Origin of the sequence: Nocardioides imazamoxiresistens, assembly GCF_032378595.1 — a bacterium.
Lineage (GTDB): Bacteria > Actinomycetota > Actinomycetes > Propionibacteriales > Nocardioidaceae > Nocardioides > Nocardioides imazamoxiresistens.
In genome coordinates this window covers 1-24,806 of record NZ_JAVYII010000007.1, presented here as the reverse complement: position 1 = coordinate 24,806, position 24,806 = coordinate 1, and the positions used below count along the sequence as shown (strand labels likewise).

General features: G+C 74.8%; 24 protein-coding genes. 10 read left to right on the top strand and 14 right to left on the bottom strand.

What is annotated here, in order from left to right; translation table 11 throughout:
* Nucleotides 1–72 precede the first annotated feature (72 nt).
* Nucleotides 73–1,194 (top strand): polyprenyl synthetase family protein, encoded by a 1,122-nt coding sequence (locus tag RDV89_RS15495; RefSeq protein ID WP_315734313.1) that lies wholly within the window; start codon nucleotides 73–75, stop codon nucleotides 1,192–1,194.
* Between the two features lie 3 nt (nucleotides 1,195–1,197).
* Here the strand turns inward: RDV89_RS15495 and RDV89_RS15490 are convergent, their stop codons facing one another.
* Complete coding sequence (locus tag RDV89_RS15490) at nucleotides 1,198–1,572, bottom strand: Rv2175c family DNA-binding protein (RefSeq protein WP_315734312.1); 375 nt, start codon at nucleotides 1,570–1,572, stop codon at nucleotides 1,198–1,200.
* Between the two features lie 71 nt (nucleotides 1,573–1,643).
* Here RDV89_RS15490 and RDV89_RS15485 point away from each other — a divergent pair, with 71 nt between their 5' ends.
* The 3 genes from RDV89_RS15485 (at nucleotide 1,644) to RDV89_RS15475 (ending at nucleotide 5,885) form a co-directional block, all read left to right on the top strand.
* Entirely contained in the window at nucleotides 1,644–3,869 is a 2,226-nt protein-coding gene (locus RDV89_RS15485) for a Stk1 family PASTA domain-containing Ser/Thr kinase (RefSeq protein ID WP_315734310.1), read from the top strand.
* Between the two features lie 25 nt (nucleotides 3,870–3,894).
* Complete coding sequence (locus RDV89_RS15480) at nucleotides 3,895–4,779, top strand: deoxyribonuclease IV (protein WP_315734308.1); 885 nt, start codon at nucleotides 3,895–3,897, stop codon at nucleotides 4,777–4,779.
* Between the two features lie 161 nt (nucleotides 4,780–4,940).
* Nucleotides 4,941–5,885, top strand: a complete 945-nt coding sequence (locus RDV89_RS15475; RefSeq protein WP_315734306.1) for a discoidin domain-containing protein — start codon at nucleotides 4,941–4,943, stop codon at nucleotides 5,883–5,885.
* On the opposite strand, the gene RDV89_RS15470 is transcribed toward RDV89_RS15475, so the two are convergent.
* The 8 genes from RDV89_RS15470 to moeZ all read right to left on the bottom strand — a co-directional run bounded on the left by RDV89_RS15470 (nucleotide 5,866) and on the right by moeZ (nucleotide 14,351).
* The gene (locus RDV89_RS15470) at nucleotides 5,866–6,954 is read right to left on the bottom strand and encodes a threonine aldolase family protein (RefSeq protein ID WP_315734304.1); all 1,089 of its coding nucleotides are present in this window, start codon (nucleotides 6,952–6,954) and stop codon (nucleotides 5,866–5,868) included. The genes RDV89_RS15475 and RDV89_RS15470 overlap by 20 nt on opposite strands.
* Nucleotides 6,951–8,297: a class II 3-deoxy-7-phosphoheptulonate synthase gene (locus RDV89_RS15465; RefSeq protein ID WP_315734302.1), complete on the bottom strand. Its 1,347-nt coding sequence runs from the start codon at nucleotides 8,295–8,297 to the stop codon at nucleotides 6,951–6,953. Before RDV89_RS15465 ends, RDV89_RS15470 begins: the two co-directional genes overlap by 4 nt.
* An 86-nt stretch (nucleotides 8,298–8,383) precedes the next feature.
* Entirely contained in the window at nucleotides 8,384–9,844 is a 1,461-nt protein-coding gene (locus RDV89_RS15460) for an APC family permease (RefSeq protein WP_315734300.1), read from the bottom strand.
* 112 nt (nucleotides 9,845–9,956) lie between these two features.
* On the bottom strand, nucleotides 9,957–10,892 hold the full coding sequence (locus tag RDV89_RS15455; RefSeq protein WP_315734299.1) for a coiled-coil domain-containing protein: 936 nt from the start codon (nucleotides 10,890–10,892) through the stop codon (nucleotides 9,957–9,959).
* Complete coding sequence (locus RDV89_RS15450; RefSeq protein WP_315734297.1) at nucleotides 10,889–11,599, bottom strand: response regulator; 711 nt, start codon at nucleotides 11,597–11,599, stop codon at nucleotides 10,889–10,891. Before RDV89_RS15450 ends, RDV89_RS15455 begins: the two co-directional genes overlap by 4 nt.
* Before the next feature lie 107 nt (nucleotides 11,600–11,706).
* A complete protein-coding gene (locus tag RDV89_RS15445; RefSeq protein ID WP_315734295.1) occupies nucleotides 11,707–12,045 on the bottom strand; it encodes an MGMT family protein in 339 nt (112 codons plus the stop codon).
* A 69-nt stretch (nucleotides 12,046–12,114) separates the two neighbouring features.
* The gene (locus RDV89_RS15440) at nucleotides 12,115–12,594 is read right to left on the bottom strand and encodes a S1 family serine peptidase (RefSeq protein WP_315734293.1); all 480 of its coding nucleotides are present in this window, start codon (nucleotides 12,592–12,594) and stop codon (nucleotides 12,115–12,117) included.
* 539 nt (nucleotides 12,595–13,133) lie between these two features.
* Nucleotides 13,134–14,351 carry an adenylyltransferase/sulfurtransferase MoeZ gene (gene moeZ, locus RDV89_RS15435; protein WP_315734291.1) on the bottom strand — a complete coding sequence of 406 codons (1,218 nt, stop codon included), beginning with the start codon at nucleotides 14,349–14,351 and terminating at the stop codon, nucleotides 13,134–13,136.
* A gap of 179 nt (nucleotides 14,352–14,530) precedes the next feature.
* Here moeZ and RDV89_RS15430 point away from each other — a divergent pair, with 179 nt between their 5' ends.
* Both RDV89_RS15430 and RDV89_RS15425 read left to right on the top strand, forming a co-directional pair.
* A complete protein-coding gene (locus tag RDV89_RS15430; RefSeq protein ID WP_315734289.1) occupies nucleotides 14,531–15,196 on the top strand; it encodes a TetR/AcrR family transcriptional regulator in 666 nt (221 codons plus the stop codon).
* A 94-nt stretch (nucleotides 15,197–15,290) separates the two neighbouring features.
* The gene (locus RDV89_RS15425; protein ID WP_315734287.1) at nucleotides 15,291–15,503 is read left to right on the top strand and encodes a DUF3107 domain-containing protein; all 213 of its coding nucleotides are present in this window, start codon (nucleotides 15,291–15,293) and stop codon (nucleotides 15,501–15,503) included.
* A gap of 63 nt (nucleotides 15,504–15,566) precedes the next feature.
* On the opposite strand, the gene RDV89_RS15420 is transcribed toward RDV89_RS15425, so the two are convergent.
* Nucleotides 15,567–16,310, bottom strand: a complete 744-nt coding sequence (locus RDV89_RS15420) for a ferritin-like fold-containing protein (protein ID WP_315734285.1) — start codon at nucleotides 16,308–16,310, stop codon at nucleotides 15,567–15,569.
* Between the two features lie 310 nt (nucleotides 16,311–16,620).
* Between RDV89_RS15420 and RDV89_RS15415 the strand changes: the two genes are divergently transcribed.
* On the top strand, nucleotides 16,621–18,099 hold the full coding sequence (locus RDV89_RS15415) for a DEAD/DEAH box helicase (RefSeq protein WP_438823291.1): 1,479 nt from the start codon (nucleotides 16,621–16,623) through the stop codon (nucleotides 18,097–18,099).
* Between the two features lie 54 nt (nucleotides 18,100–18,153).
* Here RDV89_RS15415 and RDV89_RS15410 read toward each other — a convergent pair whose 3' ends face one another.
* Complete coding sequence (locus RDV89_RS15410; protein WP_315734283.1) at nucleotides 18,154–18,927, bottom strand: ParA family protein; 774 nt, start codon at nucleotides 18,925–18,927, stop codon at nucleotides 18,154–18,156.
* 48 nt (nucleotides 18,928–18,975) lie between these two features.
* Here RDV89_RS15410 and RDV89_RS15405 point away from each other — a divergent pair, with 48 nt between their 5' ends.
* Nucleotides 18,976–19,806 (top strand): SDR family NAD(P)-dependent oxidoreductase, encoded by an 831-nt coding sequence (locus RDV89_RS15405; protein ID WP_315734281.1) that lies wholly within the window; start codon nucleotides 18,976–18,978, stop codon nucleotides 19,804–19,806.
* 12 nt (nucleotides 19,807–19,818) lie between these two features.
* Here RDV89_RS15405 and RDV89_RS15400 read toward each other — a convergent pair whose 3' ends face one another.
* The 3 genes from RDV89_RS15400 to RDV89_RS15390 are packed head-to-tail and all read right to left on the bottom strand — an operon-like array spanning nucleotide 19,819 to nucleotide 21,945.
* Nucleotides 19,819–20,703, bottom strand: coding sequence for a PHP domain-containing protein (locus RDV89_RS15400; protein ID WP_315734279.1), 885 nt, complete (start codon nucleotides 20,701–20,703; stop codon nucleotides 19,819–19,821).
* Nucleotides 20,700–21,332, bottom strand: a complete 633-nt coding sequence (locus RDV89_RS15395) for a DUF6758 family protein (protein WP_315734277.1) — start codon at nucleotides 21,330–21,332, stop codon at nucleotides 20,700–20,702. Before RDV89_RS15395 ends, RDV89_RS15400 begins: the two co-directional genes overlap by 4 nt.
* Nucleotides 21,333–21,378: 46 nt before the next feature.
* Nucleotides 21,379–21,945, bottom strand: a complete 567-nt coding sequence (locus tag RDV89_RS15390) for a histidine phosphatase family protein (RefSeq protein ID WP_315734275.1) — start codon at nucleotides 21,943–21,945, stop codon at nucleotides 21,379–21,381.
* A gap of 57 nt (nucleotides 21,946–22,002) precedes the next feature.
* Here RDV89_RS15390 and RDV89_RS15385 point away from each other — a divergent pair, with 57 nt between their 5' ends.
* Both RDV89_RS15385 and RDV89_RS15380 read left to right on the top strand, forming a co-directional pair.
* Nucleotides 22,003–23,688 carry a DUF885 domain-containing protein gene (locus tag RDV89_RS15385; protein WP_315734273.1) on the top strand — a complete coding sequence of 562 codons (1,686 nt, stop codon included), beginning with the start codon at nucleotides 22,003–22,005 and terminating at the stop codon, nucleotides 23,686–23,688.
* A 408-nt stretch (nucleotides 23,689–24,096) separates the two neighbouring features.
* A partial coding sequence (locus tag RDV89_RS15380) for a DUF222 domain-containing protein (protein ID WP_315734271.1) occupies nucleotides 24,097–24,806 on the top strand: 710 nt, incomplete at its 3' end.

Genomic DNA, 24,806 nt, shown 5'->3' with positions numbered 1-24,806 from the left:
ACGATCCTAGGGGCGTGGGCGCCGCGACCCCGCGGGCGTCCACCGGGTGGTGCGGTGGCTAGGCTCGCAGGCGTGACGGGCGACGCGACGGGCACCGAGGACCAGACCGGCGAGCGCGACGGGGGCCCGGCGGGCGACCTCGGCGCCCGGGTGGACGCGGCGCTGGACGCCTTCCTGACCGCGCAGGAGACCCGCCTCGCACCTCTCGGCCCCGACGCCGCCGCCCTCCTCGTGGCCGCCCGCGAGAGCCTGGCGGGCGGCAAGCGCCTGCGCGCACGCTTCTGCCACGCCGGCTACCTGGCGGTGCGTCCCGACCCCACCCCGGAGCAGGACGCCGCGCTGGTGCGCGTGTGCGCGGCACTCGAGGTGCTGCACGCCAGCGCGCTGGTGCACGACGACCTCATGGACGCCTCCGACACCCGCCGCGGTCGCCCCGCGGTGCACCGCGCCTTCGAGGGCCGGCACCGCTCCGCGGCCTGGGCCGGCGACCCCGAGCAGTACGGGGCGGCCGCGGCCATCCTGCTCGGCGACCTCATGCTGACCTGGGCCGACGAGCTGGTCCGCCGCTGCGGGCTGGCGCCCGACGAGGTCGCCGCCGCGCTCGACGTGCTCGACCTGTGCCGCAGCGAGGTGGTCGCCGGGCAGTTCCTCGACGTGTCCGTCCAGGCCCGCGGACGGGCCGACGTCGAGGAGGCCATGCGGGTGCTGCGCTACAAGTCGGCGAAGTACTCCGTCGAGCGCCCGCTGCACGTGGGGGCCGCGCTCGCCGGGGCCCGCCACGAGCAGCTCGAGGCGCTCAGCGCGTTCGGGCTGCCGGTCGGCGAGGCGTTCCAGCTGCGTGACGACCAGCTCGGTGTCTTCGGGGAGCCGGCCGCGACCGGGAAGCCCGCGGGCGACGACCTCGTGGAGGGCAAGCGCACGGTGCTGGTCGCACTCGCGCTCGAGGCCCTGTCGACCTCCGCCCCCGGCGACGCCGCCGACCTCGACGCGTCGCTGGGCACGCCGCTGTCCCCCGCCGACGTGACGCGCCTGCGCGCGGTGATCGAGGCGTCGGGGGCCTCCGACCGCGTCGAGCGGCTGATCGAGGAGCTCACCGCGACGGCCGGCGCGGCCCTGGACGCGGCGGCCCTGCCGCCCGCGGCGCACGACGCGCTGCGCGACCTGGCGGCCGCGGCGACCCGGCGCACCAGCTGAGGATCAGTGCATGGCCTGCGCGCGCCGCTTGACCTCGGAGCCGCGGTTCTCGACCAGCGCGTCGACCGGGCGGCCCGGCAGGTCGGCGTCGGTGTAGAGCCACTCGATGATCTCGCGGTGGTCGAAGCCGTGGTCGGTCAGCATCACCACGAGGCCGGAGAGGCCTTTCAGCAGCTGGCCGTCCTCGACGAACGCGGCCGGGATCTGCTGGCCCGCGCCCGGGGAGGGCACGGCGGCGGCCAGCTGGTTCTCCTTGATCAGCACCCGCACCCGCGAGACGCTCACGCCGAGCCGGCGACCCGCCTCGGCCCAGTCGATCCACTCCTCGACGAGGGTGCCGAGGTCTGCGGGGTCGGGCGAGGTGGGGGCGCTGCTCATGGGCGGCACTGTACGTCGCGGCCGGGTGCGTCGCGCCGCCCGGTGGCCCGCGCGGTCCGTATCCTGACCGCGTGCTGCCCGAGGAGCGACCCCCCACGTCCGGCGCCGCCGGCGTCGGTCGCGACGGCGCGCTCTCGGGACGTCTCCTCGACGGTCGCTACCGGCTCGGGGACGAGGTGGCGCGCGGCGGGATGGCCACGGTGCACGAGGCCGTGGACGTACGCCTGGACCGCGTGGTCGCGGTCAAGGTCATGCATCCGGGGCTCGTGGACCCGATCACCGGCGACGACTCGTTCGCCGACCGGTTCGTGCGCGAGGCGCGGGCGGCCGCCCGGCTCTCGCACCCGAACGTCGTCGCCGTGCACGACCAGGGCAGCGACGGCGGCCTGACCTACCTGGTCATGGAGCTGGTGCGGGGCACCACGTTGCGCGACGTCGTGCGGCGCCGCAGCCCGATGGGGCCCACGCAGGCCCTCGCCCTGCTGGAGCCGGTCGTCGCGGCCGTCGCCGCCGCGCACCGCGCCGGGATCGTCCACCGCGACGTCAAGCCGGAGAACGTGCTCATCGCCGACGACGGCCGGATCAAGGTCGCCGACTTCGGCCTCGCCCGGGCCATCGACTCCGACTCGCACCACAGCACGACGGGCGGCGTGCTGATCGGCACGGTCTCCTACCTGGCGCCCGAGCTCGTCGTCGACGGCACGGCCGACGCGCGCGCCGACGTGTACGCCCTGGGCGTGGTGCTCTTCGAGCTGCTGACGGGCGTGAAGCCGCACCAGGGCGAGACGCCGATCCAGGTCGCCTACAAGCACGTCCACTCCGACGTCCCGCCGCCCTCGCGCGAGGTGCCCGGCGTCCCGCCCTACGTCGACGCGCTCGTCGCCCGCGCGACCAGCCGCGACCGCAGCCAGCGGCCGGCCGACGCCGGTGTGCTGCTGCACCACGTGCGGCGGGTGGCCCACGCGCTGCGCGAGGGTGTCGCCGACGATCCGGACCTGACCGCGGACCTGCTGCCCCGCCCCTTCGAGGGCGGAACGGAGGACACCTCCCCCGACGCGTTCGACCCGGCCGAGCTGGACCAGCTGCGCGGCGACGGGTTCGCCGACGCCGAGCTCTACCCGGCGCTGGCGCAGGCCTCCCGCCCCTCGCCGCCGGAGGGCGAGGCGACCACCGTGCTGCCGGTCGCACCCGTCGGCGGCGCCGCCGTGGGCGCGACGGCCCGTGACCGGCCACCCCGCGCGGACGGGCAGGACCACGACGACGCGTGGGCGCAGGACGGCGAGGACGACGCGTACAGCGCGTACGACGACGACGGGCACGGCACCTGGACCCCGTCCGACGGCGACGAGCCCGACGAGGACGACGAGGACGACGAGGACGACGACGGACGCCGTCGCCGCGGCCCCCTGCTCCTCGGGCTCCTCGTGGTCGTGGCGCTGCTGGCGGCGGTGCTGTACGGCTGGGACGCCTGGCGCACCGTGCCCGCGCCCCGGCTGCTCGACCTCACCCAGGCCGAGGCCACCGAGCGGGCCCGCGAGGCCGGCTTCTCGGTCGAGGTGGGCGCGCCGGCCTACTCCGAGACCGTGGAGGCCGGCCGCGTCGTGGCCACCGACCCGGAGGGCGGCGCCGACGCCGTGCGGGGCGGCACCATCACGCTCACCGTCTCGCAGGGGCCGGAGGTCTACAACGTCCCGGCCCTGCAGGGCCGCAGCGAGGACGAGGCGCGCGCCGCGATCGAGGACACCAACCTCAGCTGGGTTGACGGGGAGGCCGAGTACTCCGAGGAGGTCCCCGAGGGGCACGTCGTGTCCACGGACCCGGCGCCGGGCACGACGGTGCGCCGCGACGCCCGGGTCACGGTGGTCCTCAGCCTCGGCCGACGCCCGATCCCGGTGACCGACTGGACCGGTCAGGACGCCGGGGAGGCCGAGGCCGCCCTCAGCGGCGGCGACCCGGACGTCGAGGGCGACGAGCTGGACGTCGAGGTCACCGAGGAGTTCTCCGACGACGTGGCCGAGGGCGACGTGATCAGCCAGTCGCCGTCGGACGGCACGCTCTACCTCGGCGACACGGTGGAGCTGGTCGTCTCGAAGGGCCCCGAGCTCGTCACCGTCCCGGACGGCCTCGTGGGCGACCGCGTCGACGAGGCACGCGCCGCCCTCGAGGGGCTCGGGCTCGTGGTCGAGGAGGAGGGCCTGCTCGGCGCCGACCGGCGGCTGGGCTACGTCACCGCGGTCGACCCCGGCGGAGGCGAGCAGGTGCGCCGGGGCAGCACCGTGACGTTGACGGTGCTCTGAGCCGCTCGCGCTAAGGTGCCGACCCATGCGCAACCCCGTCGGCACCCACGTCCCCGTGGGCAGGAACCTCAGAGACGGCGCCCTCGCGACGGCGAAGGCGCTCGGCTGCGAGGCCGTCCAGGTCTTCGTCGGCAACCCCCGCGGCTGGGCCCTCAGCGAGGGCGACCCCCGCATCGATGCGGCGTTCGCCGCCGGTTGCCGCGACGCCGGCCTGCGGTCCTTCGTGCACACCCCCTACCTCGTGAACCTCGGCTCCCCCACCGAGACCACCTACCAGCGCTCGGTCGCCGTCGTCGGCCACAACCTGGAGCGGGCCGCGCGGATCGGCGCCGAGGGTGTCGTCGTGCACACCGGCTCCTTCGTCGAGGCCGACGACGAGCAGGCCGGCGAGCGGTACGCGGCGGCCCTGCGGCGGGTGCGCGACGGCCTGATGCCCCTGCTCGACCGGCTCGCCGACGACGCACCGGACCTCCTGCTGGAGCCGACGGCCGGCCAGGGCCGCTCCCTGTGCGCCGGCGTCGACGACCTGCCCGCCTACCTCGACGCGCTCGAGCGCCACCCCAAGGTCGGGATCTGCCTCGACACCTGCCACGTCTTCGCGGCGGGCGCCCCGCTGGACGAGGCGGGCGGTGCCGCCGCGACGCTGGACCGTCTGGTGGAGCTGGCGGGGCCCGGTCGACTGCGGCTGGTCCACGCGAACGACTCGCTCGACGTCCGGGGCTCGCTGCGCGACCGTCACGAGAAGATCGGGCAGGGCCACATCGGGCTGACCGCCTTCGAGGAGCTCTTCGCCCACCCGGCGACCGACGGCGTCCCGTTCGTGCTGGAGACCCCGGGCTCCCGCGACGCCGACGACCCCGACATCGCGCTGCTGAAGAAGCTCCGCGAGGCCGCCGGAGCCGCCGCGTGACGGCCCCCGATCGGCACTGCGAGGGCTGCACCACACGTCTCCTCGAGGGCAGCAGGTTCTGCGCGGGCTGCGGCCGTCCGGTGCCGACGCCAGCGGGCGCAGCCGGTGCCCGAACGGCCACGGGCGCCGGGGACACGAACGTGCGCCTCCCACGGGTCACCGTGCCTCCCCTCGACGCGGAGGCCGACGGGGTGGCCGTCGGGCACGCCGGCGCGGAGCCCGCGACGAACCCGGGAACGAGCACGCTCGACGACCTCGTCCCGCTGCCGGCGTACGGCTCCGGACCTCGCTACCCGCTCTTCGCCGACGAGGTGGCGCCCACGGGCGCGTACGCCTCGACCCCGGCCGGCGGTCCGCCCGGCCTGCCGCCGGTGCCCGGCGCCGCTGCCGCCGCGCCACGACGTCGCCCGTCGCGGCGGCTCCCGGTGCTCGTGGTGGCGCTCGCGCTGCTGCTGGTGGGCGCGGTCGTGGGCACCTCGCTGCTGGTGCTGCGCGACTCCGAGCCTCGCACCGACGAGACCCGGGACGGCGCGAGCGAGGCCCCCGCGAGCAGTGACGCCCCGGCGCCGGACCCGAGGGAGGGCCCGGCGGAGGTCGAGGTCGACGACCCGCGACCGCTGCGCGACCTCGCCACCGTCACGGCGTCGGCGACCGGTCCCGCCGGGCGCAGCCTGGCCGGGGACGAGGTCACCTACGAGGCGGCCAACGTCCTCGACGGCGACCCCGCCACCGCGTGGCGGGTCGAGGGCGACGGCACGGGACAGACGTTGAGCGTCGCCTTCGACGAGGAGGTCGCGGTGACCTCCGTCGGCCTCGTCAACGGCTACGACAAGGTCGACACGGGTGGCGGCGAGACCGTCGACTGGTACGAGCGCAACCGCGTGGTCACCCAGGTGCGGTGGACCTTCGACGACGGCGAGGTGCTGGAGCAGGACCTCGACCGGGACCGGTCCCTGCAGACGCTCGACATCCCCGCGACGCTGACCCGGTCGGTCGAGCTGGAGATCGTCGGCGTATCGGGCCACAGCGGTGCGGACCGCACGCCGATCAGCGAGGTCGAGGTGGTCGGCGCGCCGGCGAGCGAGGTCACTCCGTCGCAGGAGTGACGTCCTCCGGGCGGACCTCCACCGCCTCCGGCCGGGGGTCCGGGTCGAGCGGCAGCGCGGCCAGCACCGCCGCGGCACGGTCGACCGCGGCGCGGTCGACGTCCAGGTGCGTCACCAGGCGCACGGTGCGCGCGCCGACGGCGGACGCCAGCACCCCCGCGGCGCGCAGGCGGGCCACGTACCGCGGAGCGTCCGGGACCTCGCGGACCACGATGTTCGTCGCGACCTCGCCCGGGTCCGTGCCCCAGGCCTCGGCCAGCACCCGCGCGTGGGCGTGGTCGTCGGCGAGCCGCTCGACGTGGTGGTCCAGGGCGTGCAGGCCCGCGGCCGCCAGCACCCCGACCTGACGCATCCCGCCACCCATCCGCTTGCGCCACACGCGCGTCTCGGCGACGGCGTCGGCGCTGCCGACGACCAGGGAGCCGACGGGCGCGCCGAGGCCCTTGGACAGGCAGACCGCGGCGACGTCGGCGACGGCGCCGTACGCGTCGAGCGGCACCCCGGTCGCCACGTGGGCGTTCCAGATCCGCGCGCCGTCGAGGTGCACGCGCACGCCGCGAGCGTCGGCGTACGCCCGCAGCGCCTGCAGCTCGGCCAGGTCGACGACCGCACCGCCGGCGAAGTTGTGGGTGTTCTCCACCGCGATCGCGCGGGTCGGCACGAAGTACGGCCCCAGGTCGGGCGCGAACAGCGCGTCGATCGCGGGCAGGTCGACCCGGCCGCCCGGGGCGCTCCAGGTGCGCATGGTGAGACCGGTGTACGCGGCGTGCGCCCCCAGCTCCGCGCGGGCCACGTGGGCCGACGCCTCGCACAGCAGCTCCTCGCCGACCCCCACGACCGTGCGGACCGCGAGGACGTTGGCCATCGACCCCGTCGGGCAGAACAGCGCCGCCTCGTGCCCGAACAGCGCGGCGACGCGCTCCTCGAGGCGCCGGACGGTCGGGTCCTCGCCGTAGACGTCGTCGCCGACCTCGGCGCGCGCCATCGCCTCGCGCATCGCCGGGGTCGGGGCGGTGACGGTGTCGGAGCGGAGGTCGACCGGCGGACCGGAGGTGACCTGCCCGGTCACGAGTGCGCCGTGCTCCGCAGCATCTCCGCGACGTGGAAGGCCAGCTCGAGCGACTGCACCCGGTTCAGGCGCGGGTCGCACACCGACTCGTAGCGGCTGCCGAGGTCCATCTCGGCGAGCTCCTCGCCGCCGCCGACGCACTCGGTGACGTCGTCACCGGTGAGCTCGACGTGGAGGCCGCCGGGCCACGTGCCGAGCTGGCGGTGCACGTCGAAGAAGCCCTGCACCTCGTCGGCGACGTCCTCGAACGCGCGGGTCTTGTAGCCCGAGCTCGCCGTGAACGTGTTGCCGTGCATCGGGTCGCAGACCCACGCGACCTGCAGGCCCGCGGCCGTCACCTTCTCGACCAGCTCGGGCAGGCCGTCGCGGATCTTCTTGGCGCCGAAGCGGGTGACGAAGGTGAGCCGGCCGGGGGTGTTCTCCGGGTTCAGCTTCGAGGCCAGCGCGATCGCGTCGTCGGCGCTGGTCGTCGGGCCGAGCTTGACGCCGATGGGGTTGCGGATGTGGCTCAGCAGCTCGACGTGGGCGCCGTCGAGCTGGCGCGTGCGCTCGCCGATCCACACGAAGTGGCCCGACACGTCGTAGGGCTGGTTCGTGCGCGAGTCGATGCGGGTGAGCGCGTGCTCGTACTCCAGCACCAGCGCCTCGTGCGAGGAGTGGAAGTCGACGCGGTGGAACTCGTCGGGGTCGGCGCCGATCGCGGCCATGAAGTCGAGCGCGCTCTGGATCTCGCCGGCGAGCGCCTCGTAGCGCTGGCCGATGGGCGAGCTGCGCACGAAGTCGGTGTTCCAGGTGCTGACCTGGCGCAGGTCGGCGTAGCCGCCCGTGGTGAAGGCGCGCACGAGGTTGAGCGTGGCCGCCGAGGCGTTGTAGACGTCGACGAGGCGCTGCGGGTCGGGGATGCGGGACTCGGGGGTGAAGTCGTAGCCGTTGACGGCGTCGCCGCGGTACGCCGGCAGGGTGACGCCGTCGCGGGTCTCCTCGTCCGAGGAGCGGGGCTTCGCGTACTGGCCCGCGAGCCGCCCGATCTTCACGACCGGGACCTTGGCCGCGTACGTCAGCACGACGGCCATCTGCAGCAGGACCCGCAGCTTGTTGCGCACGTTGTCGGCGGTCACGCCCGCGAACGTCTCCGCGCAGTCGCCGCCCTGCAGCAGGAACGCCTCGCCCCGGGTGACCGCGGCGAGCTTCTCCGTCAGGTCGTCGCACTCGCCCGCGAAGACGAGCGGCGGTGCGGTGCGGAGGGTGGTCACGGCGGCCTCGACCGCGGCAGCGTCGGGGTACGACGGCTGCTGCGCGGCACCGAGGGCGTGCAGGCTGGCGAGATCGGGGATGCTGCTCACCGGCCCAGCGTACGCCGCCGGGCCCCCGACCTCCGAACCCGTTTCAGCCGCCGGTCGGGCCCCGCGGGCTCCCGGGGCGGGTCCGCTCAGCCCTCCAGGTCCTCGACCTCGCGGAAGCCGGTGCGCTCCGAGCGCAGCGCCCGGTTCGCGAACCAGGTGACCGCCCACAGTGCGACGCCGATCAGGAGCAGCACGCCGCCGATGCGGTACTGGATGTACTGCTCGGGCAGCCGCGCCCACGGGCCGACGAGGTACGCGCAGGCCAGCGCGCCGACGACCGGCAGGAAGGTGGGCACGCGGAAGCCGTCGTCCGGGGTCGGGTCGCGGCGCAGCACGAGCACACAGACGTTGACGACGGCGAAGACGGCGAGCAGGAGCAGGGCCGTCGTGCCGCCCAGCGCTCCGACGACGCTGGTGCCGTCCTGCAGGCGCACGTACGTGATGAGGCCCACGGCCACCAGCGTGGTGAACGCGATCGCCGACCACGGGGTGCGACGGCCCGGCAGCACGTGACCGAGCGCGCGCGGCAGCACGCCCTGCTTGGCCATGCCGTAGACGAGGCGGCTGGCCATCAGCATGTTGATCAGCGCGGTGTTGACGACGGCGAAGACCGTGAGGAACGGGAAGATGGTGTCGACGGGGATGTCCGGGGCACCGATGCGCACCACGTCGAGCAGGATGCCGGCGTCGGGGTTCTCGGGGTTCGCGATGTCGTCGATCGGGATGACCAGCACGACGGTGATGGCCACGAGGATGTAGAGCACCACGCAGACGCCCAGCCCCGTGAGCATCATCCGCGGGAAGATCCGCTGCGGGTCCTTCGTCTCCTCGACCATGTTGACGGAGTCCTCGAACCCGACCATGGCGAAGAACGCGATCGCGGTGGCCACCGTCACGGCGGCGAACATCCCCTTGTCGCCCTCGGTCTCGAAGATGACGATCCGGCCGACGTCGCCCTCGCCGCTCGCGGCCGCGACCATGCCGATCGCGATCACGATGCCGAGCGCGACCATGGTCACGACCGTCATCACGACGTTGAGCTTCACGCTCTCGCCGACGCCGCGCAGGTTGATCAGGCCCAGCACGACGATGATCGCCAGCGCCGTGAACAGCGTCGCCCACTTGCCGGTCGGCACGCCCCCGAAGATCCCGTCGAGCCCCTGCAGCAGGTTCGTCGCGACCAGGCTGGACGAGGTCGAGGCGCTGGTGATGCCGGAGCACATCACCGTGAACGCGACGATGAACGTCACGAAGTGCAGCCCGAAGGCCTTGTGGACGTAGAGCGCGGCGCCGGAGGCCTGGGGGTACTTCGTCACCAGCTCCAGGTACGAGCACGCCGTCACCGTCGCGATCGCGAAGGCGACCACGAACGGCAGCCACGCGACCCCGCCCACCTGGCCGGCGACGCTGCCGGTGATCGCGAAGATCCCCGCGCCGACGATGTCGCCGATGATGAACAGGAGCAGGAGCCCCGGGCCCATCACCCGCTTCAGCTCGGGCTCCTCACCCGTCCCGTCCCTGGTCGTGCTGGCCGTGTCCTGCGTCATCCCAAGCCTCCGTCCGGCGTCGCCGAGGGCGCCTCGCGCCCACTGTGCCCCCCACGGCCCACCGCGTCCACCGACGCGCGCACCGGGCGCTTCCTTCCCCCTCGCCGCACGTTCACTCCCCCGTCAGGCGTCGCAGCCGCGCCAGCGCCTCGTCGCGCTCGGCACGCGCCGCGGCCACTACGTCGCGCTGCTCGCCCTGGGCCTCCTCCGCCTCCGCGAGCTGGTCCTCGACGCGGGACTGGCGCTCCGTGGCCTCGGCGAGGCGGGTGCGCAGCTCGTCCACCCGCGCCTGCGCCTGCATCCCGCGGGCCTCGAGGTCCTCGACCTCCTCGTCGAGGTCGGCCAGCTCGGCCTCCGCCTCGCCGAGCACGTCCTCCGCGGCCGCCACCTGCTCGCGGGCCTCCTCGACCGCGCGGTCCTGTGCGTCCGGGTCGGGCACGACCTGCAGCACGGGTCCCTGGTCCCCGCCGGGACCGTCGCCCCCGGACCCGCCCCCCTCGGGCGCCGCCGGCGCCTCGTGCCCGAGCGCCGCGGGGTGGGCCAGGGCGCCCTCCACCTCCACGGCGTCCATGCCGGCGGGCCGCAGCGCGGCGACCAGCAGCCCCGAGCGGACGGCGGCCCCCGCTCCCTCGTCGAGCATCGCCGCCGTCAGCGTGCCCTCCACCTGCTCGGCGACGGCCTCGGTCACCCGGGTGCCCAGCTCGCGCCCCAGCGCGCGGGCCCGGGTGGTGACCGAGGCGGTGAGCTGGCGGCGCTGCTTCGTGAACGCGCGCAGGTCGTCGGCCGACAGCGTCGCCTGCGCCTCGCGCAGCGCCTCGCCCACCCGCAGCAGGTCGTCCACGGCGGCCGGGTCGCGGCGTACCAGCTGGTCGACCAGCCAGGCGGCGGTCGACGGCTTGCGCAGCGCCTTGACCGACGCGGCGAGCCCGGGGTCGTCCTTCTTCAGCGCCCGGGAGCGCGCGTCGCGGGCGGCCGTGAAGTCGCCGGGCGCGAGGCCGTACAGCTCGTCGGCCTCGGCCAGCAGCGGCGCGGGGTCGTCGTCGGTCATCGCCTCAGGCCGGCGTCGCCGACCGGGCCGTCGGCGTCGGCCGGGTCGTCGCCGTCGTCGATGCCCCGGGCGATCGCCCACCGGGTGAGCTCGACCCGGTTGTGCAGCTGCAGCTTGCGCAGGGTGTTCTGCACGTGGTTCTGCACCGTGCGGTGGGAGAGCACGAGGCGCTCCGCGATCTGCTTGTACGACATGCCCTTCGCCACGAAGCGCAGGATCTCGGTCTCGCGCTCGGTCAGCTGCGGGGCGCCGTCGTCGTCGGCTCCGCCGGACGACATGCGCCGGAACTCGCCGAGCACGAGGCCCGCGAGACCGGGGGTGAACACCGTGTCCCCGCCGGCGACGCGGCGCACCGCGGCGATCAGCTCCTCGCGCGACGCCGACTTCACGAGGTAGCCCGTCGCACCCGCCTTCACCGCGGCCAGCACGTCCGCCTGCTCGCCCGAGGCGGAGAGGATGAGCACCCGCGACGACGGCGTGTGGGCCAGGACCGCGGCCGTCACCTCGACGCCGCTGGGCTCGGGGATCTGCAGGTCGAGGACGACCACGTCGGGCGTCGTCGCGCGGAAGCGGTTGACGGCCTCGGTGCCGTCGGCCGCGACGGCGACCACGTCGAGCCCGGCGGCCGCGAGGTCGCGCTCGACGGCGTCGCGCCACATGGGGTGGTCGTCGACCACCATCACCCGGATCGTGCCCTGCTCCGTCATCGCTCTCCCGCCTGGTCCGACCCCGTCGCGTGCCGCGCCGCCACCCTCTCCGCGGGCGGCCGGGCACAAACCCCCACCCCGGCCCTCACCCGGCCCTCGCCCGACCCTCACCCGGGCGGCGGGACCAGCGGCTCCGGGACGGGCGGCGACCAGAAGGCGGCGCTGACGTCGACGGGCCGCGAGCCGTCGCGGGCCGCGGCGCGCAGCGGCGTGCGCTCCACGGCGTACTCCGCACCGGCGCGCTCCCACAGGTGGGGCGGCAGGGTGCCGTCGGAGCGGACCACCCGCCACCACGGCAGGCCCTCGCTGTCGCGGCTCATCACGGCTGCCACGCGCCGCGGCCCACCGCCGACGACACCGGCGATGGCGCCGTAGGTGGTGACGCGTCCGGGCGGGACCTGCTCGACCACCCGCAGCACGAGCTCGGTGTGCTCCTCGGCGTCCATCCGCCCAGCATGCCCGAGACGGACGGAGGCCGAGGGCGGGCCCGCGCGCTCAGCGGGCCCGCAGGGTGCTCACAGGCCTCGGAACGGCTCCGTGCCGGCGGCGAGCTGCAGCCCGTCGATGCCGGAGTGCTCCTGGGCGTACGCGAGCTCGGAGGCCAGGTCGCCCACCCCGTTGCTCGCGGGCAGCGGGGCCAGCGCGAGCGTGGAGAGGGTGCCGATCGCGTTGCCGTCGGCGTCGAGGAAGCCGGAGCCGGAGTCCCCGGGCACTCCCGGGGTCAGCGTGTAGACCGAGTGCGTCCAGCCGCCGCCGCTCTGGCCCAGGCTCAGACCGACCTTGGGCGAGAGCACCTCGATGCCGCCGCGCAGGCTCGAGTTGCCGAACGAGTAGACCCGCGAGCCGGCCGCGGTGCCGTCGGTGTCGACGGCGACGGGGCCGCCGAAGAACGGCACGGACGGGTTCACGTCGCCGGTGTCCGCGGCGTCGACCTGCACGAGGGCGAAGTCGTTGTACGCGCAGGTGTCGTCGTCGCTCTCGCCGTTCTCGGCCATCGCGAGCCAGCTGGAGTAGACGAGCGTGCCGCCGCCGACCCGGGTGCCCTCGCCGAGCAGCGAGCCGCCCTCGACGAAGTCGACGCGGGTGCCGAGGGGCTGGGAGCCCGCCTGGCAGCCGTCCGTGTCCGTGGCGGCGCCCGTGCCGGCGCAGTGGGCGGCGTAGCCGACGTAGGTCGAGCCGGCCCCGTCGGTGAAGACGAAGTTGCCGGTGCACTGGCCCGCCCTCGGTGTACATCTGCACGCCGGGGTGGATGGAGGCGGTCGAGGCGTCGGCCCAGGCGGTGCGGGGCGCGGCCTGGGCGGGGGCGGTCGCGGCAGCGAGCCCGAGCGCGGCGGTCAGCACGCCGGCGCTGCCGGCGGCGAGGAGACGGGGGGTCCGAGAGGAGGTGGTCATGATGTGGGCAACGACACACCGACCTCCGGGTTACGCGTGAGTAGCAAGCGGCTCCCGGGCGGTTGCCGCAGGACCCGGACGCACCGCGGGGGCGCCGCGGGCCGGGCCTCCTGGCCCGTCCGCGACGCCCCCGCAGGTGCTGTCAGTACGCCGGCTGGCTGGGGTCGATCTGGTTCACCCAGGCCACGACGCCGCCGCCGACGTGCACCGCGTCGGCGTACCCGGCGCCCTTGACCACGGCCAGCGCCTCGGCGGAGCGGACGCCCGACTTGCAGTGCAGCACGATCGGCTTGTCGGCGGGCAGCTCACCGAGCGCGTTGCCGTTGAGGAACTCGCCCTTGGGGATGAGCACCGAGCCGGGGATCCGGTTGATCTCGAACTCGTTGGGCTCGCGCACGTCGACCAGGACGAAGTCCTTGCCGCCCTCCTCGCGCTCCTTGAGCATCTGCTCGAGCTGCACGACCGAGATGGTCGACCCGGCCGCGGCCTCCGCCGCCTCGTCCGACACGGCGCCGCAGAACGCCTCGTAGTCGATGAGCTCGGTGACCGTCGGGTTCTCGCCGCACAGGGCGCAGCGCGGGTCCTTGCGGACCTTCAGCTTGCGCCACTCCAGCTCGAGGGCGTCGTAGATGACGAGCTTGCCGACCGCGGGCTCGCCGGCCCCGGTGAGGACCTTGATGGCCTCGTTGACCTGGATCGAGCCGATCGAGGCGCACAGCACGCCCAGCACGCCCCCCTCCGCGCACGAGGGGACCATGCCCGGCGGCGGCGGCTCGGGGTAGAGGCAGCGGTAGCACGGCGCCTCGACCTTCTGGCCGTCCTCGTCGACCGCGTGCGGCCAGAAGACCGACGCCTGGCCGTCGAAGCGGTAGATCGAGCCCCAGACGTAGGGGATCTTCAGGAAGTACGCCGCGTCGTTGACCATGTAGCGCGTCGCGAAGTTGTCCGTGCCGTCGACGATGAGGTCCCAGCCCTCGAAGATGCCCAGCACGTTGTCGTTGTCGAGGCGCTCCTCGTAGACGACGACGTCGACCAGCGGGTTGACCTCCGCCACCGACTCCTTGGCGGAGACGGCCTTCGGGCGGCCGACGTCGCTCTGGCCGTGGATGACCTGGCGCTGCAGGTTCGACTCGTCGACCTCGTCGAACTCCACGATGCCGAGCGTGCCGACGCCGGCCGCGGCCAGGTACAGCAGGGCGGGGCTGCCGAGGCCGCCGGCGCCGATGACCAGCACCTTGGCGTTCTTGAGGCGCTTCTGCCCGGCCATGCCGACGTCGGGGATGATCAGGTGGCGGCTGTAGCGGCGGACCTCGTCGACGGTCAGCTCGCTCGCCGGCTCCACGAGTGCAGGGAAGGACACGGGTTCTCCTCGTCCGGGGCGTACGTTCGGGTGCACGGCCCAACACCGACCGCGACGTCCATGTTCCCGTGACCCGGGCGCCACGCCGCACCGGGTCCGCCATCCGGACCCGAGGTGACCGGGCGGTAGGCTCGCCGCCCGGCGTCCGGGTCCGCCGGTCGATGAGAAGGAGAACGAACGTGGGCATTGGGGACTTCGCACTCGGCGGCAGGAGCGCCCGTCCGCGTGGCAACCGACTCCCCCGGCGGGAGCGACGCGCCCAGCTGCTGGAGTCCGCGCTCGAGGTGTTCGTCGCGTCGGGCTACCACGCCGCCGCGATGGACGACATCGCCGAGCGAGCCGGCGTCTCCAAGCCGGTGCTCTACCAGCACTTCCCGGGCAAGCTGGACCTCTACCTCGCGCTGCTCGACGAGTCCTGCGCGACGGTGATCGGCAACTGCCGCGAGGCGCTGGCCTCGACGGAGGACAACAAGCTGCGCGTGGCCGCCGCGATCAAGGCGTTCTACGACTACGTCGCCCACGACACCGGCGCGTTCCGGCTCGTCTTCGAGTCGGACCTGACCAGCGAGCCCGCCGTGCGGGCCCAGGTGGAGCGGGTCACGACCGAGACCGCGGAGCTGGTCGCGGAGGTCATCGCGGAGGACACCGCGCTGCCGGCGGAGGCGGCCCGCCTCCTCGCCGTCTCCCTCGTGGGAATGGCGCAGGTCAGCGCACGGTTCTGGCTCTCCGAGACCTCGGGGATCACGCTCGACCAGGCCGTCCAGCTCGTCTCGGGCCTCGCGTGGCGGGGCATCCGCGGCTACCCCAAGACCGAGGAGCCCGCCGACGGGACCGAGGCGGACTGAGCACGGTCCCCGCACCGCAGCACCCCGCACCACCCGCAGCACCCCGAGCCACCCGTACCGACCCGCCGCACCACGACGTCCCAGGAGGACCCCCATGGAGATCAAGATCGGCATCCAGCACGCGCCGCGCGAGCTCGTCGTCGAGACCGACCTCGACAGCGACGCGGTGACCGCGCTCGTCACCGGCGCCGGCGACGTCCTCGAGCTCACCGACACCAAGGGCCGCAAGGTCCTCGTCAAGACCGAGAAGCTGGCGTACGTCGAGATCGGCTCGCCCAGCATCGGGGCCGTCGGCTTCCGCAGCTGACACACCCCGTTCCACCCCGCGCGGCCCGGACGGGCCGGCCGGGGCAGCGCCCGGACACCGGTCCTAGTGCGCGAGCCCCAGCTGGTTCATCCGGGCCGCGTGGCGTTCCGTCATCCGCGAGAGCATCTGGCCGACCGCCACGAGGTCGAGGCCCGGACGCCCGCCCGCCAGCAGGCCCGCGAGCGCGTCCCGCTCGGCGGCGACGCGCTGGGCCTGGGTGAGCGCCTCCCCCATCAGCCGGCGGCCCCACAGCGCGAGCCGACCCGCCAGCCGCGGCTCGACCTCGAACGCGGCCCGCACCCGGCCCACCACGAAGTCGGCCTCGCCGGCGTCGCCGAGGGTCGCGATCACCAGGTCGCGGGTGTCGTCGTCGAGGAAGGCCGCGATCTCGCGGTAGAAGTCGTGGGCCAGGCCGTCGCCGACGTACGCCTTGACCAGGCCCTCGTACCAGTCCGCCGGCGCGGTGTGGCGGTGGAAGTCGTCGATCGGGCGGCGGAACGGCGCCATCGCCTCGAACGCGTCGACACCCAGCTCCTCCAGACGGCGCCGGATGCCGGCGACCTGCTCCAGCTGGCCGGCGGCCATGGAGGCCAGCGCGACCTTGTCCTCGAGCGTGGGCGCCAGCTTCGAGTCCTCCGCCAACCGCTCGAAGGCGCTGATCTCGCCGTAGGCGATCGCGCCGAGCAGGTCCACGACGGCGTCCCGGTACGCCGGGTCCGCGAAGGGGTCCTCCGACGGGTCCACGGGGGGCTGCGACGGGCTCGCCGGAGACGTGGCAGCAGGGTCACCCACGGGGGAATCCGTCATGCGGCGCAGCCTAGGGGATACACTGTCCACCGCCGAGCGCACCCCGCGCCGCGTCCACGACCGGACGCACCTGCGGAGGAGCGCCCGGACCACTCGGCGGACAGACCCGCCGGCATGTGCGTGGTTGACCTCCTTCCCGCCGCCCGGAGCGGCGCTTCGACGGGTCGGCCACACGATCGACACCGTCACCAGCAAGCTCACGGAAGCGACCAGGACACTGACCACCACGTTCCGCACGCTCGGCGTGCACCCCCAGATCTGCGACGCCCTCGACCGGGCCGGCATCACCACCCCCTTCGCCATCCAGGAGATGACCCTGTCGGTCGCCCTGGCCGGCACCGACCTCATCGGCCAGGCCCGCACGGGCACCGGCAAGACCCTCGCGTTCGGCATCCCCGTGGTGCAGCGCACCGTCGCCCCCGGCGACGAGGGGTACGCGGCGCTGCCCGCCGGGAAGCCGCAGGCCCTCGTGGTCGCCCCGACCCGCGAGCTCGCGCTGCAGGTCTCGAACGACCTCAAGCTGGCCGGCTCGGACCGGGGCGTGCGCGTCCTCACCGTCTACGGCGGCGTGGGCTACGAGCCGCAGCTCGAGGCCCTCGAGTCCGGCGTCGACGTCGTCGTCGGCACCCCGGGCCGTCTCCTCGACCTGGCCAACCGCCGGGCCCTCGACCTCTCGCACGTGCGCTCGCTCGTGCTCGACGAGGCCGACGAGATGCTCGACCTCGGCTTCCTGCCCGACGTGGAGCGCCTGCTCGCGAAGACGCCGGCGGACCGCCAGACGATGCTGTTCTCGGCCACGATGCCGTCGGCGATCGTCGCCCTGGCGCGCATGCACATGCGCACCCCCATGAACATCCGCGCCGAGTCGTCCTACGAGAACGCGACGGTCCCCGCGACCGCCCAGTTCGTCTACCAGGCGCACGACCTCGACAAGCCGGAGATCATCGGCCGCATCCTGCAGGCCGAGGGCGCCGACAAGATCATCGTCTTCACCCGCACGAAGCGTCAGGCGCAGCGGGTCGCCGACGACCTCGCCGAGCGCGGCTTCGCGACGAGCCCGCTGCACGGCGACATGGCGCAGGTGGCGCGCGAGAAGGCGCTCACCAAGTTCCGCGAGAACAAGCTCCGCGTCCTGGTCGCCACCGACGTCGCCGCCCGTGGCATCGACGTCGCCGGCGTCAGCCACGTCATCAACCACACGTGCCCCGAGGACGACAAGACCTACGTCCACCGCATCGGCCGCACCGGCCGCGCGGGCGCGACGGGCGTCGCCGTGACGTTCGTCGACTGGGCCGACGTGACCCGCTGGAAGGTCATCAACAAGACGCTCGACCTGCCGTTCGACGAGCCGGTGGAGACGTACTCGACCTCCCCGCACCTCTACACCGACATGGGCATCGCCGAGGGCACGAAGGGCCGCATCGTCGAGGCCGCGCCGCAGCCGCGCCGCGAGCGTCCCGACCGCCCCGACCGGTCGGGCGAGCGCTCGGAGCGCTCCGAGCGCTCGGGCAGCAGCCGCAACCGCAACCGCCGTCGCACGCGCAACGGTGCTCCGGTGGAGGGCGAGACCGGCGACGCCACCGTCGCCGCGACCGCCACCGCGGGCTCCGAGGGCGCTGCCGGCACGCCGGGCGCCGACGACGCCTCCGGCGAGGGCACGAGCAAGCCGCGCCGCCGTCGCCGTCGTCGGGGTGGCAGCGGCCGCTCCGGTCAGGGCGGCGGGTCGGAGACCGGCGCCGGCCAGGGCTCGGACGGCGCTGCGGCTCCGGCCGCGACCGCCGAGGCCTGAGACCGGGCCTGACCGGGGCCGGACCAGGCAGGACCACGCGGACCGCGTCGGGGCTCAGGCCCCGGCGCGGTCCTGCAGCTTCCGGGCCACGGCTCGGTAGGCCTCGGCACCCTTGGTCGTGCGCGCCGTGGCGAGGATGGACCGGCCCTTGGCGGGCGCCTCGGCGAACCGGATGGTCTTCGGGATCGCCGGCTCCAGCACGGGGAGGTCGAACGTGCCGGGGATCGACTCGAGCACGGCGCGCGAGTGGCTGGAGCGGCCGTCGAAGAGGGTCGGCAGGACGCCCCACACCTCCAGCGAGCGGTTGGTGAAGCGCCGCACGTCGTGGACGGTGTCGAGCAGCTGCGAGACCCCGCGGTGCGAGAGGGTCTCGCACTGCAGCGGGATCACGACGCCGTCGGCCGCCGTCAGGGCGGCGACGGTGAGCACGCCCAGCGAGGGCGGGCAGTCGAGCAGGACCCAGTCGTAGACGATCTCGTCGTCGGCCAGCTGCTCGAGGACGCTGCGCAGGACCTGCTCGCGACCGGTACGCGTCAGCAGCTCGGCCTCGGCGCGGGCCAGCTCGATGGTCGCGGGCAGCAGGTCCACGCCGTCCTCGGTGGCGAGGATCGCCTCCTGCGCGGGCAGCCCGCCCGTGAGCACCTGGTGCACCGAGAGCTCGAGGTCCTCGGGGTCGACCCCGAGCGAGAACGTCAGCGAGCCCTGGGGGTCGAGGTCGACGACCAGCACCCGCCGGCCGGTCTCGGCCAGCGCCGCGCCGAGGGACGCCACGGACGTCGTCTTCGCGACCCCGCCCTTCTGGTTCGCGATCGCGAGAACGGTGCCCATGGCGGCCATCATGCCGGAGGCCCGTGCGCCGTGGGCATGATGGCGGGCATGAGCACCGGACGACCCACCTCCTCCCCCGACCAGCCCGGCCGGCCCGACCAGCGGGACCGGCCCGGCCGGCACGGCCGGGCCGCCGTCACCGGCGGCACCGCGGGCATCGGCCGCGAGTTCGCCGAGCAGCTCGCCGCCCGCGGGCACGACGTCCTGCTCGTCGCCCGCGACGCCGACCGGCTGGACCTGGTGGCCGCCGAGCTGCGGGCCCAGCACGGCGTGGACGTCGAGGTGCTCGTGGCGGACCTGGCCGAGCGCTCCGACGTGGACCGGGTCGCGGCCCGGCTCGCGGACCCCGACCGGCCGGTCGAGTGGCTCGTCAACAACGCGGGCTTCGGCCTCAAGGACCGGTTCCTCGACAACCCCGTGGAGGCCGAGCAGGCCATGCTGGACGTGCTCGTCGGCGCGGTCCTGCGTCTGTCCCACGCGGCGATGGGGGCCATGGCCGCGCGCGGTCACGGCACGGTGGTGCACGTCTCGAGCGTCGCCGCGTTCCTGCCGCGCGGCACCTACGGCGCGGCGAAGGCGTGGGTCAACCGCTTCGGGCTGTGGGCGGCGGCGGAGTACGCCCCGGCGGGCCTGCGGGTCACCACCGTGTGCCCGGGCTTCGTGCGCACCGAGTTCCACGGCCGGATGGGCGTGGAGCAGGGCTCCGCCCCGAAGGTGCTGTGGCTCGAGGCCGCCGACGTCGTCGCCGAGACGCTGGCGGCCGTCGAGGCGGGACGCGCCCTGGTCGTGCCGACCCGCCGCTACCGCGTGCTGGTGAGGGGTGCTCGGATCCTGCCCGCGGGCCTGCTGCAGCGCTTCCAGCGGCTCGGCCGCCGCTGAGCCGCCGCCGGGCTACGGCTGCAGCAGCTGGGGGGTCGTGCGTCCGGACGTGGCGGCCGCCGCCGCGGCGGCGTCGAGGAGGCGCTCGAGCTGGTCGGGAGTCGTGGTGTTGCAGCCGAGGTCGTGGTCGACCTTGCCCTCGCCGTGGTGGTCGCTGGAGCCGGTGACGAGGAGGTCGAGCTCGGCGGCGATGCGGCGCAGGCCCTCGCGCTCCGCGGGGCCGTGGTCCTGGTGGTCGACCTCGACGCCGAGCAGCCCCCGCTGCTGCAGGTGGGCGAGGCCCTCCGCGTCGAGGACGCCGGGGTCGTGCCGTCCCCACGGGTGCGCGACGACGCTGACGCCGCCGGCCGCGGCGACCACGTCGAGCATCGTCTCCAGGTCGGCGGCGGCGCGGTTGCGGTAGGCGGGACGCCCCGGGGACAGGTAGCGGTCGAACGCCTCCTTCCGGCTCGCGACGTAGCCGCCCGCGACCAGCGCGTCGGCGACGTGCGGTCGCCCGACGGCCGCGGTGGGGCCGGCCAGCCGGCGTACCTGCTCGACGCTCACGTCCAGGCCCAGGCCACGCAGCCGCTCGACCATCCCGGGCACGCGGGCGTCGCGACCGGCCAGCACCGCGTCGAGCTCGCGGCGCAGGTCCGGGTGGGTGGGGTCGGGCAGGTACGCGAGCAGGTGCACCCCCCGTCCGCGGAAGACGGTGCTGATCTCCATGCCGCGCACGAGCGCGACCCCGGCCTCGGCGGCGGCCGCAGCCGCCTCGTCCCACCCCGCGCTGGTGTCGTGGTCGGTGAGCGCGACGACGTCGAGCCCGGCAGCGGCGGCGGAGCGCATCAGCTCCGCCGGGGTCTGCGTGCCGTCGCTGCGGCTGGAGTGGGTGTGCAGGTCGATCAGGGGGCTCACCAGGTCGGCCGCTCGCCGCCGAAGGGCAGCTCGACGAGCGGCGGCCCGAGCCCGGAGACGTCCTTGAGGATCCAGTCGTCGCGCAGCAGCAGGATGGCCGAGGCGGGACGCAGCACGATCCACAGCCAGCGGCCGAACGCCTCCCCCACCACGACCGAGCGGTCGAAGCGACCGTCGGCGCCGCTGGTCGAGACCGTCCACATCGGCACCGACTGGTGGCCGAGGCGCACCCGCACGTCGGAGGTGCCGCGACCGACCTCGTCGCCGGGGTCGGCGCCCCCGGTCCCGGCGCAGCGGGCCCCCAGTCCCACGCCGGGCTCCTCGGCGACGACGATCACCTCGACCGGCCCGTCGAGCGCGCTGACGCCGGTCGCACAGGTCAGCGTGGCGGTGCTGGAGTCGGGCTGGGACCCGACGAGGGCGAAGTCGCTGAGCTGCCAGCCCGGCCCCAGCGGCCAGGGCAGGTACGTCGGGAAGACCGGCGTGCGCCGCAGGTGCTCCGCGAACGAGTCGTAGGTGGGTTCGGAGGGTCGCCACAGCGGATCGGTCGGGCCGTGGTCGTCGCACGCCCACGTGCCCTGCCACTCCGTCACGACCGACCGGCAGCGGGGACAACCGGCGACGAGCATGGGCCTAACCGTGCTGTCCCGCGCGCGGGTCGTCAAGCGGGCCGGCTCACGCGTTCCAGCGCAGCAGCACCGGCTGGTCGCGCTCGTGGCCGAGCACGCTGAGGCGCGCCGTGTCGAGGCGCAGGAGCCGGCCGTCGACGGCCGGCAGGCCGAGCCACCGGGCGGCGAGGACGCGCAGGACGTGCGCGTGGGCGATCAGCAGGACGTCGTGCTCGGCGACGTCCACCAGCTCCGTGACGCTCGCGAGCAGGTCGTCGCAGCGCCGCCCGACGTCGGCGGCCTCCTCGCCGCCGGGCACCGGGCCGTTCCAGACGGTCCAGCCGGGCACGTCCTCGCGGACCTCGAGGGTGGTGCGGCCCTCCGCGTCGCCGTACGCCCACTCCACCAGCCGCTCGTCGACCCGGGCGTCGCGCGCGCCGGCGAGCTCGGCGGTGCGGCGGGCCCGGTGGCGCGGGCTGACCAGGGTCAGCACGGGGTCGTAGTCGGCCAGGCGGGACGCCAGCGCCCGCGCCTGGTCCTCCCCGACGGACGTGAGGGGCAGGTCCGTGACGGAGGTGTGCCGGCCGGACCGGCTCCACTCCGTCTCTCCGTGTCGCACGAGCAGCAGGGCCATGGCCCCAGTCAACGGCCTCGGTCAACACCCGCGCACGCCGGGGGCAGGATGGGGTCCATGACCTCGGGACCCACGACACCGCGCACGCTCGCCGACGACTACGTCTCCGCCCTGGCCGACCTCGACCCGCTGGTCAGCAGCGGGCTGGGGCTGCGCGAGCACGAGGACCGGCTGCCGGACCACTCCCCCGACGGCGCGCGGGCCCGGCGCGACCTCGCGGCGCGCACCCTGGCGGCGCTCGACGCCCTGGAGCGCGACGCAGCGGGCGGCCCGGCGCTCACCGACCCGGTCGAGGCCCGGTGCGCGCGGCTGCTGCGCGACCGCCTCGGCGTCGAGGTGGAGGCCTACGAGCGCGGCGAGCACCTGCGTACCGTCCGCAACATCTTCGGACCGCCCCAGGCCGTGCGCGGCGCCTTCTCCCTGATGCCGACGGCCACGGACGACGACTGGGCCGCGATCGGGCGGCGGCTGCACGCGCTCCCGGCGTCGTACGCCTCGTGGTCGCGCGCGCTGGACGCCGGGGTCGCGCAGGGCCTGACCGCCGCTCCCCTGCAGGTCGAGACCGTCGTGGGCCAGCTCGACGCGTGGCTCGGGTCCGGCCGCTCGTGGTTCCACGACCTGGTCGCCGACGGCCCCGAGGCGCAGCGCGCCGAGCTCGACGCGGCCGCGGACGCCGCGGCGGCCGGTGTGGCCGACCTGCGCGCCCACCTCGCCGGCTCCTACCTGCCGGCCGCGGCGGGCACCCCCGACGCCGTCGGCGAGGACCGCTACGTCTTCAGCGCCCGCCGGGTGGCCGGCGCGACGATCGACCCCGCGGCGACCTACGCGTGGGGCTGGGAGGAGTACCGGCGCATCCAGGCCGAGATGGTCGACCTCGCCGACCGGATCCTGCCCGGCGCCACCCCCCTCGCGGCCATGCGGCACCTCGACGAGCACGGCACCGTCGTCGAGGGCGTCGAGGAGGTGCGCGTGTGGCTGCAGCAGATGATGGACCGCGCCATCACCGACCTCGACGGCACCCACTTCGACATCGCGGAGCCGATCCGCAACGTCGAGGCGATGATCGCGCCGCCCGGCAGCGCCGCCGCGCCGTACTACACCCGACCGTCCCTGGGCTTCGTCCGCCCGGGCCGCACGTGGCTGCCGACGCTGGGACGCACCCGCTTCCCGGTCTACGACCTGATCAGCACCTGGTACCACGAGGGCGTCCCCGGCCACCACCTCCAGCTCGCGCAGTGGGTGCACGTCGCGCCGTCGCTCTCGACCTTCCAGACCTCGGTCGGATCCTCGAGCGGCACCACGGAGGGGTGGGCGCTCTACGCCGAGCGGCTCGTCGACGAGCTCGGCTACCTCGACGACGAGGCGCGCATCGGCTACCTCGACGCGCAGCTGCTGCGGGCGGTGCGGGTCGTGGTCGACATCGGCATGCACCTGGGCCTGCGCGTGCCCGACGACTCGCCGATCGCCCCGGGCGAGGTGTGGACCCGCGAGCTGGCGGAGCGCTTCCTCGGCGCCCACACGGGCTCGCCGGCGGACTTCGTCACCTCCGAGGTCGTGCGCTACCTCGGCTGGCCGGGCCAGGCGATCAGCTACAAGCTCGGCGAGCGCGCCTGGCTCGAGGGCCGCGAGCGCGCCCGCGCCCGTCACGGCGAGGCCTTCGACCTCAAGGCCTGGCACATGGCTGCGCTGAGCCTCGGCGCCCTCGGCCTCGACGACCTGACGGACGAGCTCGCCGCGCTCTAGCCCCGGCGTCGGGGCGCGGCGTCGCGGCGCGGCGTCGGGGCGGCGTCGAGTTGCGGGGTGTGCCGCGGTTCGGGGCGTCGAGTTGCGGAGTCTGCCGCGGATGCGGCGAGCCGTTGCGCCGAGCTGGCACGAGCGGCACGACCCCCGACGTCGCGGCCGCGGCGGGCTCGCGGGCTCCGGCACGGGCGGCGGTACGCCCGGTGCCCCGAGGTGCCGGATCTGGCACGGATCGAGGCGTCGAGTTGCGTGTTGTGCCGCGGTTCGGGGCGTCGAGTTGCAAGTTCTGCCGGCGGTGCGGGTGGGGGTACGCACGGGAAGACTGACAGGTGGGTTGACCTGCGGAAACGCTCTCCACAGATCGGCCAGCGACCCTGGTTATCGAACGCACGTTCGAGTAGAATTCGGAGTATGGATCGGGGGCCCCAGCAGCACACCAACAGCCCGTCGCGGGCTGCGCTGCTGGACGCCGCCGGCGAGGCGATGCGGGCCCAACGCGCTGCCGAGGCGGCCGCGTTCTTCGCGGCTGCCGACTACGCCGATGCCCACCTCGACGTGCTGCGCGGCGGCTCGCCCAGCAACGCGGTGGTGGGTGACCCGATCGGCCCGTTGGGCATGTGGGTCGACGACGAGGAGTCCCTGGCTGCGGCGCCGGGTGGGGACCGGTGGCTGGCGTACGGAGGTCCCGGCGCGCCGCTGGTGTCGGAGTTCGCGGTCCTGGAACTGGTGACTGCGATGGGTCTGTCGCAGGACGCCGGTCGCGCGCTCGTGGGCGATGCCATCGAGGTCCGACACCGGCTTCCCCTGATTGCCGGCCGAGTCGCTGCGGGTGGGGTGCAGGTGTGGCGGGCCCGTCGGATCGCCCGCGCCACTCGGACCCTCACGTTCGAGGGTGCGGGGTTCGTGGACCGCAACCTCGCCCGCGTGGCTCACTCGATCTCGGGGGCGGGGATCGACCGACTCGTCGCGGAGGCGTCGGCGCGGTTCGACCCCGAGACCACCGAGGCGGACCGGGCGGATGCGGACGCGGGGCGGTTCTTCTCCATCGACTTCCGTGCCCGCGAAGCCCTCGGCGTGCACGGCCAGGTCGGCGGAACCGTGCCCGTGTCCGGTGAGCTGGA

Bases quoted from the DNA above. Each gene is read 5' to 3' on its own strand.
- RDV89_RS15490 (WP_315734312.1), bottom strand. From the start codon at position 1,572: ATGAGCAGCGCCCCCACCTCGCCCGACCCCGCAGACCTCGGCACCCTC.
- RDV89_RS15480 (WP_315734308.1), top strand. From the start codon at position 3,895: ATGCGCAACCCCGTCGGCACCCACGTCCCCGTGGGCAGGAACCTCAGA.
- RDV89_RS15460 (WP_315734300.1), bottom strand. From the start codon at position 9,844: ATGACGCAGGACACGGCCAGCACGACCAGGGACGGGACGGGTGAGGAG.
- RDV89_RS15455 (WP_315734299.1), bottom strand. From the start codon at position 10,892: ATGACCGACGACGACCCCGCGCCGCTGCTGGCCGAGGCCGACGAGCTG.
- RDV89_RS15450 (WP_315734297.1), bottom strand. From the start codon at position 11,599: ATGACGGAGCAGGGCACGATCCGGGTGATGGTGGTCGACGACCACCCC.
- RDV89_RS15445 (WP_315734295.1), bottom strand. From the start codon at position 12,045: ATGGACGCCGAGGAGCACACCGAGCTCGTGCTGCGGGTGGTCGAGCAG.
- RDV89_RS15440 (WP_315734293.1), bottom strand. From the start codon at position 12,594: ATGGCCGAGAACGGCGAGAGCGACGACGACACCTGCGCGTACAACGAC.
- RDV89_RS15425 (WP_315734287.1), top strand. From the start codon at position 15,291: ATGGAGATCAAGATCGGCATCCAGCACGCGCCGCGCGAGCTCGTCGTC.
- RDV89_RS15420 (WP_315734285.1), bottom strand. From the start codon at position 16,310: ATGACGGATTCCCCCGTGGGTGACCCTGCTGCCACGTCTCCGGCGAGC.
- RDV89_RS15415 (WP_438823291.1), top strand. From the start codon at position 16,621: ATGACCCTGTCGGTCGCCCTGGCCGGCACCGACCTCATCGGCCAGGCC.
- RDV89_RS15410 (WP_315734283.1), bottom strand. From the start codon at position 18,927: ATGGGCACCGTTCTCGCGATCGCGAACCAGAAGGGCGGGGTCGCGAAG.
- RDV89_RS15405 (WP_315734281.1), top strand. From the start codon at position 18,976: ATGAGCACCGGACGACCCACCTCCTCCCCCGACCAGCCCGGCCGGCCC.
- RDV89_RS15395 (WP_315734277.1), bottom strand. From the start codon at position 21,332: ATGCTCGTCGCCGGTTGTCCCCGCTGCCGGTCGGTCGTGACGGAGTGG.
- RDV89_RS15390 (WP_315734275.1), bottom strand. From the start codon at position 21,945: ATGGCCCTGCTGCTCGTGCGACACGGAGAGACGGAGTGGAGCCGGTCC.
- RDV89_RS15385 (WP_315734273.1), top strand. From the start codon at position 22,003: ATGACCTCGGGACCCACGACACCGCGCACGCTCGCCGACGACTACGTC.